At 43.0% G+C, this 14,463-nt stretch carries 14 protein-coding genes; 11 read left to right on the top strand and 3 right to left on the bottom strand.

Annotated elements, in window-relative coordinates:
- Positions 1-24 precede the first annotated feature (24 nt).
- Positions 25-1,260, bottom strand: coding sequence for an aminopeptidase (locus IGI96_RS02510; RefSeq protein WP_015510149.1), 1,236 nt, complete (start codon positions 1,258-1,260; stop codon positions 25-27).
- Between the two features lie 231 nt (positions 1,261-1,491).
- Between IGI96_RS02510 and IGI96_RS02505 the strand changes: the two genes are divergently transcribed.
- On the top strand, positions 1,492-2,067 hold the full coding sequence (locus tag IGI96_RS02505) for a TetR/AcrR family transcriptional regulator (protein ID WP_005228861.1): 576 nt from the start codon (positions 1,492-1,494) through the stop codon (positions 2,065-2,067).
- A gap of 55 nt (positions 2,068-2,122) precedes the next feature.
- On the opposite strand, the gene IGI96_RS02500 is transcribed toward IGI96_RS02505, so the two are convergent.
- Positions 2,123-2,569, bottom strand: a complete 447-nt coding sequence (locus IGI96_RS02500; protein ID WP_086337993.1) for a flavodoxin — start codon at positions 2,567-2,569, stop codon at positions 2,123-2,125.
- Positions 2,570-2,745: 176 nt separating this feature from the next.
- Between IGI96_RS02500 and map the strand changes: the two genes are divergently transcribed.
- From map to IGI96_RS02460, 8 genes are all read left to right on the top strand, one after another.
- The gene (gene map, locus IGI96_RS02495) at positions 2,746-3,510 is read left to right on the top strand and encodes a type I methionyl aminopeptidase (protein ID WP_005228863.1); all 765 of its coding nucleotides are present in this window, start codon (positions 2,746-2,748) and stop codon (positions 3,508-3,510) included.
- A 79-nt stretch (positions 3,511-3,589) separates the two neighbouring features.
- Complete coding sequence (locus tag IGI96_RS02490; protein ID WP_005228865.1) at positions 3,590-4,513, top strand: YihY/virulence factor BrkB family protein; 924 nt, start codon at positions 3,590-3,592, stop codon at positions 4,511-4,513.
- Between the two features lie 19 nt (positions 4,514-4,532).
- Positions 4,533-5,753 (top strand): glycosyltransferase family 4 protein, encoded by a 1,221-nt coding sequence (locus IGI96_RS02485; RefSeq protein ID WP_015510147.1) that lies wholly within the window; start codon positions 4,533-4,535, stop codon positions 5,751-5,753.
- A gap of 282 nt (positions 5,754-6,035) precedes the next feature.
- Positions 6,036-7,022 carry an aldose epimerase family protein gene (locus IGI96_RS02480; RefSeq protein WP_086337994.1) on the top strand — a complete coding sequence of 329 codons (987 nt, stop codon included), beginning with the start codon at positions 6,036-6,038 and terminating at the stop codon, positions 7,020-7,022.
- 141 nt (positions 7,023-7,163) lie between these two features.
- Positions 7,164-7,610: a CopY/TcrY family copper transport repressor gene (locus IGI96_RS02475; protein ID WP_086337995.1), complete on the top strand. Its 447-nt coding sequence runs from the start codon at positions 7,164-7,166 to the stop codon at positions 7,608-7,610.
- 37 nt (positions 7,611-7,647) lie between these two features.
- Positions 7,648-7,857, top strand: coding sequence for a copper chaperone CopZ (copZ, locus tag IGI96_RS02470; protein WP_086337996.1), 210 nt, complete (start codon positions 7,648-7,650; stop codon positions 7,855-7,857).
- A 126-nt stretch (positions 7,858-7,983) separates the two neighbouring features.
- Entirely contained in the window at positions 7,984-10,458 is a 2,475-nt protein-coding gene (locus tag IGI96_RS02465; RefSeq protein ID WP_438784810.1) for a heavy metal translocating P-type ATPase, read from the top strand.
- Positions 10,459-10,559: 101 nt separating this feature from the next.
- Positions 10,560-11,087 (top strand): hypothetical protein, encoded by a 528-nt coding sequence (locus IGI96_RS02460; RefSeq protein ID WP_010749742.1) that lies wholly within the window; start codon positions 10,560-10,562, stop codon positions 11,085-11,087.
- 163 nt (positions 11,088-11,250) lie between these two features.
- Here IGI96_RS02460 and IGI96_RS02455 read toward each other — a convergent pair whose 3' ends face one another.
- Entirely contained in the window at positions 11,251-11,970 is a 720-nt protein-coding gene (locus tag IGI96_RS02455; RefSeq protein ID WP_270287782.1) for a DUF2087 domain-containing protein, read from the bottom strand.
- 178 nt (positions 11,971-12,148) lie between these two features.
- Between IGI96_RS02455 and IGI96_RS02450 the strand changes: the two genes are divergently transcribed.
- Complete coding sequence (locus tag IGI96_RS02450; RefSeq protein WP_086337998.1) at positions 12,149-13,318, top strand: pyridoxal phosphate-dependent aminotransferase; 1,170 nt, start codon at positions 12,149-12,151, stop codon at positions 13,316-13,318.
- Between the two features lie 194 nt (positions 13,319-13,512).
- Positions 13,513-14,421 carry a phosphate ABC transporter substrate-binding protein PstS family protein gene (locus IGI96_RS02445; protein ID WP_016608721.1) on the top strand — a complete coding sequence of 303 codons (909 nt, stop codon included), beginning with the start codon at positions 13,513-13,515 and terminating at the stop codon, positions 14,419-14,421.
- Positions 14,422-14,463: the final 42 nt, after the last annotated feature.

Raw genomic sequence — 14,463 nt, 5'->3', positions numbered from 1 at the left:
CTACTCCACCTCAGCCTTTTTTTATTAAGCCCAATCACCATTGCGGAAGACAGGAACTGTGGTGCCATCTTCTTTGATGCCATCGATGGACATTTGGTCAGAGCCGACCATGAAGTCTACGTGGGTTTGGCTGCGGTTTAAACCAGCCGCTGCCAGTTCTTCTTCACTCATCTCAGTGCCGCCTTGTAAGCTGAAGGCATAAGCAGAGCCTAAAGCCAAGTGGTTTGAGGCATTTTCATCAAACAACGTATTGAAGAAGATGATGCCAGATTGTGAGATAGGGGAAGGGTCAGGGACTAAAGCGACTTCACCTAAAGATTTCGCTCCTTCATCGATCGCTAGCAATTTGCCTAACACTTCTTCGCCTTGTTCTGCAGAAAAGTCCACGACTTTACCGTCTTTGAAGGTGAATTTCATGCCAGAAATAATCGTACCTGCGTAGCTCAATGGTTTCGTACTTGAAATATAGCCATCGATGCGACGATTATCTGGGGCAGTAAAGACTTCTTCTGTCGGCATGTTCGCCATGAATTTTTCATTGCGGGTGTTGTAGCTGCCAGCACCTTCCCACAAGTGATTTTTTGGTAGGCCGATGATCAAATCGGTACCCGGTGCTGTATAGTGTAATGCGCTGAATTGTTCTTTGTTCAATTCTTCTGCCTTGACTTGCAGTGTTTCATCATGTTTTTTCCAAGCAGCAACAGGATCTTCTTCGTAGATACGCGTCGTTTTGAAAATTTGATCCCATAGCTTGTCTTGTGCTTCTTCTGGGGAAGCATCAGGGAACACTTTTTGTGCCCAATCTTGACCTGCAGCAGCAACAACGGTCCAGCTGACTTTGTTGGCTTGTGTTGCTTGACGCAGTTTCATCATCGCCTTACCAGAAGCTGCTTGGAAAGCGGCGACCCGATCTGAGTCAACGCCCGCTAACGCATCGGGATTGGCAGAAACGACACTGATGCGGCTCGCACCTTTTTCGACCCAATCTTCTGTCTGATCAATTTTGTGTTGAGGGATCGTAGACAAACGATCCTCAGCTGCATGCGCAAGAAATTCTTTTTGAACCACATCGTCGGTCCATTGAACGATTACTTCATCAGCGCCTAGCTCATACGCTTTTTTTGTCAATAGTCGAGCTAACGGTGCTTGGTCCACGGCGATTTGGATGACGATGGTGTGCCCTTTTTGGACATTTACACCAACTTCTGTGATCAGTTGGGCATATTTTTCAAGGTTCTGATTAAAGTTTGGTAAAACCATTAAAATTCCTCCATTTATTCTAAAATTATAACTGTCTTCATGATAGCACTAAGTATTTTTGAAAACAAACGAAAAAGAGAGCAAAAAAACAGAGGTCTTCAAATTGAAAATCTGGAAACACTAGGGGCAATAATTTTAAAAGTTTTTTTGCAAACTTAAAAAAACATGATACAATAAGTAAAAGGTATTTCTGAAAGCGATGTATAGCAGAATTAAGGAGATTAAAAAATTATGGCAAGAAAGAAAACTATTACTAGAGACCAGATTTTAAAAGCTGCCTATGAAGTTGTCGCAACCGAAGGATTTACACGTTTTACCGCACGCAATATCGCAGCGAAGATGAAATGTTCAACGCAACCGATCTACTTAGAATTTAAAAATATGGATGACTTAAAAAATGCATTGATCAATCAGATTTACGACTACTTAGCGACAGAAGTTTTTCCAGTTGAAAGACGGGGAGATGTCATCGTTGACTTAACGTTAAATTATATTGGCTTTGCAAATAAAGAAAAACGATTATACCGAGCGCTATACTTAGAAGAGCATGGTGGTGGGGATTCCATGCAGCAGTTTTCATTTGACCTTTTTGTGAAATCAGTAAAAAAAGAACCAAAGTATCAAGATCTATCGGACGTGAAATTACAGTCCTTGCATACTGGTGTCTGGATCGTCGCTACTGGCTTAGCGGCATTGATGTCTTCGGGGATCATTCATCCCACAGAAGATCAGATTGCTAAGCTGATGACGGAAACCACCGATAATATTTTAGCAAGAGAAACACCCATCGATATCAGTTATCATTAAGCAAACAAGAAAACCTCCGACAGAATCAAGTGATTTTGTCAGAGGTTTTCTTGTTTTATTCTGCAAATGCTTCCGCTAGCTTTTTGGCAAAGGCTTCTAAGTTTTGAATATCGTCTTCGTCCGCAGCCAAGTCGACCTTGACGCTATCTGCCCCTTTTGTTGCACCTGTCTTACTAAAGACGGCTTCAAAGTCATCGACGGACTTACAAAAGTCATCATAAAACGTATCGCCAGAGCCGCAGACCCCAAAGATTTTGCCACTTAAATCAAGTTCTTGCAAATCTTCGTAAAAATCGACGATCTCATCAGGCAATTCACCGTCACCGTATGTATAGGTTGCGACGATACAGATATCGGCGTCTTCAAACTCATCGGCATCCACTTGGGTACACTCATTCATTTCAACTTCCATGTCAAGATTTTCAAGGGCTTCAGAAACGATATCTGCAATTTCTTCCGTATTCCCCGTCATACTCGCATAGACGATTTTTGCTAAAGCCATGGGCTTTTTCCTCCAATCTCATTCCTATTCTCAAGGAAAACTCTCTTACAGATTATAGCAAATGCACGAAAGATTGAAAACAAAACTTGAAAAACTCTTTACAATGTCTGTGAATTTTGTAAAATAAGGGATTTCTATGGTAAAATAAGAGGAATTTAATTAAGGGAGACGAGAACATGATTACATTAAAATCTGCCAGAGAAATAGACCGCATGGCCGAATCCGGCGCGCTGTTAGCAGATGTCCACAAACAATTACGCAGCTTCATCAAACCTGGTATCACCAGTTGGGATATCGAAGTGTTTGTCAGAGATTATATTGAAAGCCATGGCGGAATTGCCGCCCAAATTGGTTTTGAAGATTACAAATATGCCACTTGCTGCAGTATCAACGATGAGATTTGTCACGGGTTCCCCCGAAAAAAACCATTGAAAGATGGCGATCTGATCAAAGTTGATATGTGTATTGATTTAAAAGGCGCCATTTCTGATTCTTGCTGGAGTTATGTGGTAGGAAACTCGACGCCTGAGATCGATCGTTTAATGGAAGTAACCAAAAAAGCGTTGTATCTAGGAATCGAACAAGCCCAAGTTGGCAACCGAATCGGTGACATCGGTCATGCCATTCAAACCTATGCGGAAAAAGAAGGCTACGGTGTCGTGCGCGATTTCGTTGGACACGGCATTGGTCCAACGATCCATGAAAGTCCGATGATTCCTCACTACGGAGAAGCCGGCAAAGGGTTACGTTTAAAAGAAGGAATGGTTATTACCATCGAACCTATGATCAATACAGGGACGTGGAAAATGAAAATGGATCCTAACGGCTGGACCGCCTATACTCTAGATGGTGGCTTAAGTTGCCAATACGAACATAGTTTGGCGATCACCAAAGAAGGGCCACGCATTTTGACTTCTCAAGGAGAAGAAGGAACCTACTAAATTTTGGCGGTAGGAGACTTCTGATTGTTACGTATGACAAAGAAAAAAAGGCAGATGATTCGCTGGCGGAGGAAGAAACATGAAAATCGTTGATAAAGTAAAAAGCAATCAAAAGCTGATGCGTTTCATTGAAACAACGCAAAATAGAATAACCGATTCAGAGATGGGGACCACATCGGTCGTCGTCGCCTACTATTTATTGCTTTCACTTTTCCCGTTAATGATTGCGCTGGGAAATCTGTTGCCTTATTTATCGATTGATCCGAACACGGTTTTATCTTATGTACAAGAATTGATCCCTAGTCAAATCTATGACTTTATCGGACCAGCGATCGAAAACCTCCTCACCACAAGCTCTGGCGGGTTGTTATCGATTTCCGCCTTGGCTGCGTTGTGGTCTGCGAGTCAAAGTATCAATGCCTTGCAAATTGCGATGAACAAAGCCTTCGGTGTGGACCAACGTTCCAATTTTATCGTGGTGCGCGCAGTATCATTTGTGATCATCCTGCTCTTTATGATTGCGATCGTTGGTGTTACGATGGTATTTGGGCTTGGAAAAATCATTCTTGATTTTTTGCAGCCGATTTTTAAGTTTCAAGACAATCTGATCGATACGTTCCAAACAGTCAAATGGCCAGTCACGATCGTTGCTTTGCTGTTTATCATGATGCTGATCTATTGGTTAGTGCCGAATGCAAAGGTCAAGTTGCGTTCGACTTTGCCAGGGGCGATCTTTGCAACGATTGGCTGGATGTTGCTGTCACAAGTGTTTGGCTTATACGCCCGTTACTTTGCTGCGAAAATCATTGGCTATCAAATTATTGGAAGTTTTATTGTTTTAATGATCTGGTTGAATCTTGCTGCGACGATTATTATCTTGGGTGGAATCATCAACGCAGTGGTAGAAGAGTATGTGTCGGGACAAGAGATCAAAGAACGAACAGATCCTGTTCAGCGGATTTCTTCGAAAATCGAAGATACATTTACCAATAAAGAGAAATAACGGAAAGCGAGAATAAACGATGGATTTTGCATTCAAATTTGTAATGCGCTTATTTATAACAATGATCGTGTCTTTAATCCTAACACCGATCATTAAATTGATCTCTTTTAAGATCGGCGCAGTCGATCGACCAGGAGATCGCCGAATCAACACCAAGACAATGCCGACCGCAGGGGGACTGAGTATTTTTCTTTCGTTCTCTTTTGCATTGCTTTGGGAATTCCGTGCAATGATTCCTTTTGACTATGTCTGGCCGATGCTTTTAGGTGCAGCCATCGTCGTAGTTACTGGATTATTGGATGATATCTTTGAGTTGACGCCCCTGCAAAAAACACTGGGTTTGACGTTAGCGGCTTTGGAGATCTATTTTGTGGCTGGCATCAAAATCAGCACGGTTTCGATCCCTTATCTCGGGGTTTTTGACTTGGGCTGGTTAGGCTTACCTATGACGATCCTATGGATTTTGGCGATCACGAATGCGGTCAACTTGATTGACGGTTTAGATGGTCTAGCGAGTGGGGTCTCCATTATCAGTCTGACAACGATTGGGATCATTAGTTACTTCTTTTTACCAAACTCCGTTGAAGTACCGATGGTGATTTTTACATTGATTGCCGCGATCGTAGGCTTCTTTCCTTACAATTTTTATCCAGCCACGATTTTTTTAGGCGATACTGGGGCGCTTTTTCTAGGTTTCATGATTTCCGTCCTATCGTTGCAAGGCTTAAAAAATGCGACCTTCATTACAGTGATCACCCCAATGCTGATTTTAGGGGTACCCATTACCGATACCGTCTATGCGATGATTCGTAGAAAATTCAATAAACAAAAGATCTCTTCAGCAGATAAAATGCACTTGCATCATCGCTTACTTTCATTAGGGTTTACCCACCGTGGCACGGTCTTGACGATCTATGCCTTGGCGATGGTTTTTTCATTTATTGCATTATTGATGAATTATGCCAGTAACACCGCAATCATCTTGCTGATCATTAGTACAGGTTTTGGCATCGAATTGTTTATCGAGTTGATTGGTTTGGTGGGAGAAAATCGTCAACCACTCATGTGCGCGCTGAAGTTTCTTGGAAACCGTCGATTCAGGCAAAAAGTCTTGAAGGCGCGAGCGGAAAAGAGAAAAGACAAGCAAGAAGAGGAAAGCGAAGATTTAGCTGCTAGCGCTTCTCAAATCAAGGAAAAGCGACGAAAGAGAAAACATTACCAAGCAAAACACAAAAAATAAACGATACAGTTGCGGCAAAGGTGTCCAACAGGTGAGATGAATACGAGTGATCGTTGAAGGTCAGGAGGAGTCAGTGCTTCTTCTAGCGCGTTCTCTTACGATCAGCTGTCGATGATTCGATCAATCCGTTGGCGATACTTGCCGCTTTTTGTTTGTTTGAAAAATGGTCAGACAAATATTATTTCCTGTCGAATTCTTCCGTCTTGAATTGACGGATCTAGCCCTAAACGTCTATACTTAAAAAGAGTAGCAGACTAATCAAAGAAAGAAGGATATGAACGAATGCCAAATGTGAAACAACTGACGTCAGAAAAAATGGGAACAATTTATGAGCTTTCCAATGATAGCGGTACCATCGTAAGGCTAAGTCCTGAAGGCGCACGCTTATTGGATTGGGTCGTTCCAGTAGAAGAAGGTCGCGACATCGTGGTCGGTTATGACACGATCGAAGGACATCGCCAAGCACGTTATTATGGCGCAACGATCGGCCCTGTGGCGGGAAGGATCGCAGGTACTCGCTTTGAGATCGACGGACAAGAATACCAAACGGAAGACAATGATGGCGGCAATACGCTTCATGGCGGTTCAAAGGGGCTGGATACTGATACATGGATTACTGAAACCTTTGAAGAAGCAGACAAAGCTGGGGTGATTTTTACTACCACACGGCAAGATGGCGATGGCGGGTTTCCTGGGAATGTTCGTTATCAAGTCACCTATACGTTGACGAATGACAATGAACTATTGCTTGCTTATGATGCCAACACTGACAAAGCGACTTTATTTAACCCAACGAACCACGGTTATTTCAATTTGACAGGTGATACCCAACAGCCGATCGATGACCATTTGGTTCAAATCAATGCCGAACATGTGGCTGAAACGAATGACGATGTGACGACGACCGGTGAAAAAACGCCTGTCGCAGGCACAAAGTTTGATTTTAGACAAGAACGCCCGATGGGAACGACGATGTTGGATGATCCGTTCTTATTAGACCATACACAAGAGTGGGATCTAAAAGTAACCAGTCCCGATCAAAAAGTGCAGCTGACTGTAACTACTGACCGTCCTGCCGTTGTTATTTACACAACGGGTGAGAGAGAAGCTGGCGCACCAATGAAGACTGGTCCTTTTGCCAATCATGGCGGGATGGCGATCGAAACACAAGGTGTTCCTGGTTCTGAGAAATTTACCCACTTTGGTGAGATCGTGTTGCGTCCAGAAGAACCCTTCCACTCTGTGACGACGTATCAGGTCCACTTTTAAGCATAGGAACCAAATCATTTTTAATGAAATAGAAAAAAGCATTGTCAAAACGCAGAAAGTTTGGCGATGCTTTTTTTTGACAAAATCCGATTACAGATGTAAACTTAAAAATGTGAATCACTTATGAAAGGAAGTGGACAAATGCAATCTGTGGTCGAACCAATCAAAATTAGCGATTCTGAATGGGAAGTCATGCGTGTGATCTGGACATTAGGACAATCCGACGCGAAAGAGATCACCGCTTTATTGAGCGAAAATAAAAATTGGAAAGCAGCAACGGTCAAGACGCTTTTAGGACGACTCGTCAAAAAAGGCGTATTGAAAACAGAAAGCCAAGGAAAAAAATTTGTTTATTCGCCGCTTGTTTCCGAAGAAGCAACCGTTCGCAGTGCAGCTGAGAATCTTTTTTCTCATATTTGTGCCAAAAAAGTTGGGCAGACATTAGCAGAAATGATCCAAGAAGCAGCATTGACGGCAGAAGATTTGGCGATGCTCCAAGCAGCAGTCGACCAAAAAGTGCCAGTAGCAGCGATTTCATGTAATTGTATTCCTGGTCAGTGCCAATGCAAAACCCATGAAACAAAATAAGTAGCCAACGAACTGTCAAAAGAAATGAGGAATCGTAATGAAAAAAAACATGCAAATCAGCGGAATGAATTGTGCCCATTGTGCCGCAAAAGTTGAAAAAGCGCTTAGTGAAGTACCGGGTGTGAAAAAAGCCAAAGTGGATTTGAAAAAAGCTCGCGGAACAGTCAAGTTTGACGAGTCGCAAGTGACAGAAACAGCCTTAGTCAATGCGGTCACCGAAGCGGGTTATCAAGGGGTATTTAAGTAAGCAATGGAATTGCTAAAGTGAAAATGAAAAATCAAAACAAATGAAAAGTGTCCAGCCGCTTGAAGCTTTTGTATGAAGGAGCAAGACTGTACGCACATTCAGTGAAATAGGAAGGGGAATACTAGGATGAATCAGAAAAAAACGTCTTCCGCAAGTAATAGTCAGACGTCAAGCCATCATAGGCATGAACCTGCTTTGAATGAGCGGGATAATGGTACACAGGGAAAAGAGCAACATGCGCAATCACAAGTGACAGAAGTCCCTGAGCCTAGCCATGAGATGAATGGGATGGATCATCACAAGGCGACATCAAAACAGCAGGAGCATGAAAGCTCCGATAGTAACCATGGTCCTATGGATCATGAAGTGTCCAGCATGGACTATAGCCATAAGGGCCATGAGATATCTGGCATGGATCACGGCCACGAGGACCACGAGATGTCTGGCATGAACCATAGTCACATGAATCATGAGATGTCTGGCATGGAACATAGTCACACGGATCATGAGATGTCTGGCATGGATCACGGCCATAAGGACCATGAGATGTCTGGCATGGAACATAGTCACATGAATCATGAGATGTCTGGTATGGATCATAGTCATATGGATCATGGAATGGGTGGCATGGATCATAGTATGCATATGGGAAATTTTAAGCAAAAGTTTTGGCTATCCTTGGTTTTGGCGATTCCAATCGTCATTTTATCACCAATGATGGGCATCGAATTGCCCTTTCATTTCACGTTTCCTGGCTCAGATTGGGTCGTATTGCTTTTAGGAACGATCCTGTTTTTCTATGGAGGGCAGCCGTTTTTAAGTGGTGCGAAAATGGAATTGAAACAAAAAAGCCCAGCCATGATGACGTTGATTGCTATGGGGATCACGGTTTCTTATTTTTATAGTCTTTACGCATTTATCGCCAATCATTTTCTTGCTGTTCCTCATGTAATGGATTTCTTCTGGGAACTAGCGACTTTGATCGTGATCATGTTGTTGGGCCATTGGATCGAGATGAATGCCGTTTCTAATGCTGGCAATGCATTACAGAAATTAGCAGAACTATTGCCAAAAGAAGTGATTCGGAAAAATGCGGATGGATCAGAAGAACAGATTCCATTAGAAGAAGTGACCAACAAAACACAGTTGATCGTTCGCTCAGGAGATAAGATTCCTACCGACGGAACGATCCTTGAAGGAGAAACAACAATCGATGAGTCGGCAGTGACTGGTGAATCCAGACGGGTACCTAAAACCGTCGGCAGTACTGTCATTGGAGGATCTGTCAACGGCAATGGTACCATCACGATGGAAGTCACAGGAACTGGGGAAGACAGCTACTTAGCGAAAGTCATGGAAATGGTGCGAAAAGCCCAAGCAGATAAATCCCGCTTAGAAGCACTTTCGGACAAAGTGGCAAAATGGCTGTTTTATATTGCGTTAGTTGCTGGTGTCTTGGCATTTGCTGTATGGCTGTTTGTTGCTGACCTACCGACTGCTCTTGATCGAATGGTCACGGTATTCGTCATTGCCTGTCCCCATGCGTTAGGGCTAGCGATTCCCCTTGTGGTTGCTCGCTCGACATCGATCGCTGCCAAAAATGGCTTGCTCTTAAAAAATCGCAACGCACTGGAGAATGCGCATCATGTTGATTATCTGATCCTCGATAAGACCGGTACGTTAACAGAAGGAACGTTTACCGTAACTGGCATCGAGGCGACAGGCAGTCTTTCTGCATCAGAAGTACTAGCTTACCTAGCAGGTCTTGAGAAAACCGCCAATCATCCGATCGCAGAAGGTATTTTAGCCCAAGCTGAAAAGGAAAACATCACAGCCAAAAAGGCGACTGTTGTTCAAACAAGGACAGGGATTGGTCTGGAAGGCGTGATCGATGGGCAGAAGTGGGCGATCGTCAATCAAAAAGGATTGGAGCAATTAGCCATTCAGTATCAAGGGAACTCCTTGGAAAATTATCAAGAACAGGGCAATACCATCAGCTATTTGGTTCATGACGGCAAAGTGGAAGGAATCGTCGCATTAGGGGATAAGGTGAAACCAGAAGCGAGTCAATTTATTCAAAAAGTGAAAGACTTAGGCATCACACCAGTTATGGCTACTGGAGACAACCAAGAAGCGGCGCAAGCCGTAGCCGATTACCTAGGAATCGAAGCCTTCCATGCGGCAATGTTGCCAGACGATAAAGAACGTCTAGTCAGTGACTATGTCAAAGAGGGCAAGCGCATCGTAATGGTAGGCGATGGGATCAATGACGCCCCAAGTCTTGCAAGAGCGACGATCGGGATTGCGATCGGAGCTGGTACCGATGTAGCGATCGATTCAGCCGATGTCGTTTTGACGAATAGCGAACCTCAAGACATCTTGCACTTCTTGACTTTGGCGAAAAAAACAAGACGCAAGATGATTCAAAATCTCTGGTGGGGCGCAGGATACAATATTTTTGCCATTCCTTTGGCAGCTGGCGTCCTCGCACCGATCGGGATCATTTTGAACCCAGCAGTCGGAGCTGTCTTGATGTCTATGAGCACGATCATCGTTGCCATCAATGCAATGACCTTATCAATCGAAAAAAGCGGCGATTAGCCGCTTTTTTGTTTCTTTTCCTAGGAGCAGTGAAATACCTCTATAATCTGCTTCTGGATTTATGCTATAATGTGTTCGTTGAGACAAGGAGGACGTTGATTATGGAACTGAAGAAATTGGATGTTCCCACTACTTCAATTACTGAAGTAAAAAAATCTCCGATGGATGTATTTAATCAAGCGCGAGAAGCAGGAACAGCAGTATATGTATTCAATCGTGAAAAAGTGGCGGGGGTCATGTTGACACAAGAGCAGTATGAAACGTTATTGCAGGAATTAGATTATTTGCGTCAGCGACCGATGATGGAAGAAGAACCCGAACAGCCGCCAGTGGCAGGGCTAGAGGAATTCTTACAAATCATGCGGCAAGCGCTGATCACCGGTGCGAGCATCTCGGCAAAAAATTTAGATGAGCGAATGGTGGCGTTAGGGTTCATCACTCGTAAAACTGGTTTTGGCGGTGTCGTTGACATGGTGAACGAATTGAAAGAAACAGGCAAGATCGTTTACCAGCTACGTAAAAAACAAGATGGTAAATCGGTGACCGCTGAAGTCATTGGAGAACAAGACAATCAAACGCAATTATTTGATAAATTGATCATCAAAAAAATCTTTCTAAAAGAAAAATAAACGCTGGAACTTGTCCCAGCGTTTCAGACGGTAGACAAAGTACGGATGTGTTCGTACTTTGTCTTTTTTTCTATAAAATACTGGAGCTTGTTAATTTTTTTAAAACTGTGAAAGATATTGCTCATCCAACCAACAAAAGTTCCAGCCAGTTACAGACTAGGTTTTAAGTCAGCCAGTAAGTTTTCCCGTCTTTCGTCCGTTGCATAAATCCGTATTCGATCAAATAACGTCGGACAGTGACGTAATCGGTGATCGCTTGTTTTAATACATCATTGACGGCAGCTTCTGAATAATTTTTCTTCGGATCAAATTTTTGTGCCAGTACACTCAAGACAACGATCTTGCGCTTTTCTTTGCTGGGAAACTGTTTGATAAACCCCGTTTCATCAAAATAAGTAGCAATGATCTTTTCTCTTTCACTAGCCGTAATGGCATAGCGATCATCAAGCATCGTCGCCCCTTTGTGAGGCGGCAGCAACGGGGTATCTTGCAACAAGGACATGATGCTTAAAAAAACAGTCGCTTGTCGCTGTTTTTCTTTTAGCTTAAAGCGATGATTCCTGACAGTCGAAGAAGAGATACCTAAGCGCTGGGCAATCACAGTGTCGCTAACATCTTGGGCAAACAGTTGTAAAATCTCCTGTTGGCTTTCTGATAAGCCTGTTTGTTCTTTGGGTAAAGTCAACAATGCGGATAAAACGGTTCCGTGATGCTCAGTGATATGCTGCATCATTCGTTTTTTTGCTGTAAAAAAGGCGCCATCAATGGGATAGATTTCTTCTTTGTCGAAGGTCTCCTGACAAAAGACGCAACAATAATCCGTTGGTGTTGCGACATATCCTTGCTGATAATCAGAAAGGGTAAACTCTTGATAAGGTTTCATTTTGGATTCTCCTTTTGTTGTTTAGATATATACTAACATAATTTGGATTTGTTTGTAAATAAGCAAACGGATTTATCGTTATTAGATTAATTTCATCCGTTGCTTAAAATCGTCGCCTTTTTGTGTTAGGATTAACAACAATAGCGAATGAATTTGCTTAATTCAAAGGAGTGATACTATGGCAGACGTAAGCCAACGCTTCAATCATGAAGTGTACAATATAGCTGTTTCATTGATTCGTAAATTTGATGAACGGGTTTCTTCAATTCCTGATATTTTAAAGTTAACGTTAGGCGAGCCGGATTTCAACACACCGGAGCACGTGAAAAAATCGGGTGTCCAAGCAATCGAACAAAATTTCAGCCACTATTCTGGAATGGCAGGCTTAGCAGATGTTCGGCAAGCAGCCAGTCTCTTTTTGAAAAATAAATATCAGCTTGATTACGACTTTCAATCAGAAGTATTAGTGACGATCGGTGCAACGGAAGCAATCTCAGCTTCGTTATTAGCTACGTTAGAACCTGGTGATAAAGTGATTTTACCAGCACCAATTTATCCAGGCTATGAACCAGTCATCCATTTAGCTCATGCCAAACCGATTTATCTTGATACGACGGATAATGACTTTGTTTTAGCGCCAGAAGTTTTGGAAGCAGCCTTAAAAGAACATGGGGAGCAAGTCAAGGCAGTCATTTTAAATTATCCTAGCAATCCAACAGGGGTCGTTTATACCCGAGAACAAGTCAAAGCATTGGCAGAAGTTTTAGAAAAATACCCCGTTTTTGTTATTAGCGATGAAATTTATAGTGAGTTGACTTATGATGAAACCCACGTATCCATTGCTGAATACTTGCGGGATCAAACGATCGTGATCAACGGCTTGTCGAAATCACACGCGATGACTGGTTGGCGCGTCGGCTTCATTTTTGCACCAGCAGCGTTGACTGCTCAGATCATTAAGGTCCACCAATACTTAGTGACCGCGGCATCAACGATTTCTCAAAAAGCCGCAGTGCGGGCATTGATCGAAGGCATCAACGATGCAGAAGTCATGAAAGCCGATTACCGTGAACGCCGAGATTACTTGTTTGAAAAGATGACTGCCCTTGGTTTTGAAATGGCGAAGCCATCTGGTGCATTCTACATTTTTGCCAAAATACCAGCAGGTTTCAACCAAGATTCCATGGCTTTTTGTGTCGACTTAGCCGAAAAGAATCAATTAGCAATCATTCCAGGGATCGCCTTTGGTCCCGAAGCAGAAGGCTATGTTCGTTTAAGCTATGCGGCAAGTATAGAAAACTTGGTGGAAGCGATGGATCGCTTGACACGCTATATGCAAAGCAATTGATTCTACAAACGTTTCTTTAGTTCATAAGTGTTAGATAAAGTAAGCCCCCTCTGCTGGATGCAGCGGGGGCTTTTTTAGGCAATCGACGAACTTTACAAAAGATTTACATCGCTTTATCGATTCTTTACATGAAATCCATCAAGGGTTTACACCGCCTTGCTAAACTAAGCATATAACGAAAGGAGATTTACTAAATGAAAAAATTGGGACTTTTATTTTTTGCAACTGGATTATTATTAGCTGGCTGTGGGAGCGGTGGCGCAAGCACTGAGAGCAGTCAAGCATCAGGCGGATCTTCATCAGGTGCCGCATCAAATGAAAATGTAGAAATTTTAGCTGTGGGCTCAACGGCATTGCAACCCTTGGTTGAAGCAGCAGGTGAAAGCTTCTCAGCAGACAATCCCAATTATACAATTACGGTTCAAGGTGGCGGCAGCGGAACTGGCTTAAGTCAAGTAGAAGCAGGCGCGGTGACGATCGGCAATTCCGATGTGTTTGCGGATGAAAAAGATGGTGTGGATGCTAGCAAATTAGTTGACCATAAAGTAGCCGTAGTTGGTATGGCACCAGTGGTAAATAAAGACGCAGGCGTTACGGACCTTAGCCAACAAGATTTAATCGATATTTTTACAGGCAAAGTGAAGAATTGGTCTGAACTAGGCGGAGCAGATCAAGAAATCTCTGTAATCAACCGCGCATCAGGCAGCGGTACGAGAGCGACCTTTGAAAAATGGGGCTTAGATGGTGCAGAGACGATCCAAACACAAGAGCAAGATTCTTCTGGAACAGTCCGTAAAATCGTTGCTGAAACACCAGGAGCAATCAGCTACCTTGCTTTATCCTATTTGGACGATTCGATCCAAGCGCTATCTCTTGATGGGGTAGAAGCGACTCCTGAAAATATTGCAGATAACAAATGGCCAATCTGGTCTTACGAGCATATGTACACGAACGGCGAGCCAGATGCAAACGTCAAAGCCTTTCTTGATTACATCATGACAGACGATGTCCAACAAGGAATCGTTATCGAATTAGGTTACTTGCCAATCACTGATATGAAAGTAGAACGCAGTGTAGACGGCGAAGTAACGAATGTTGAATAGTGAAATGACCGAAGAAGGAGAATGCTCCTTCTTTTTTTGTTT

It is taken from the genome of Enterococcus sp. DIV0421 (genome assembly GCF_051713745.1).
GTDB lineage: Bacteria > Bacillota > Bacilli > Lactobacillales > Enterococcaceae > Enterococcus_D > Enterococcus_D casseliflavus.
The sequence above is the reverse complement of the archived record's forward strand: the minus strand, read 5'-3'. Positions and strand labels throughout refer to the sequence as shown.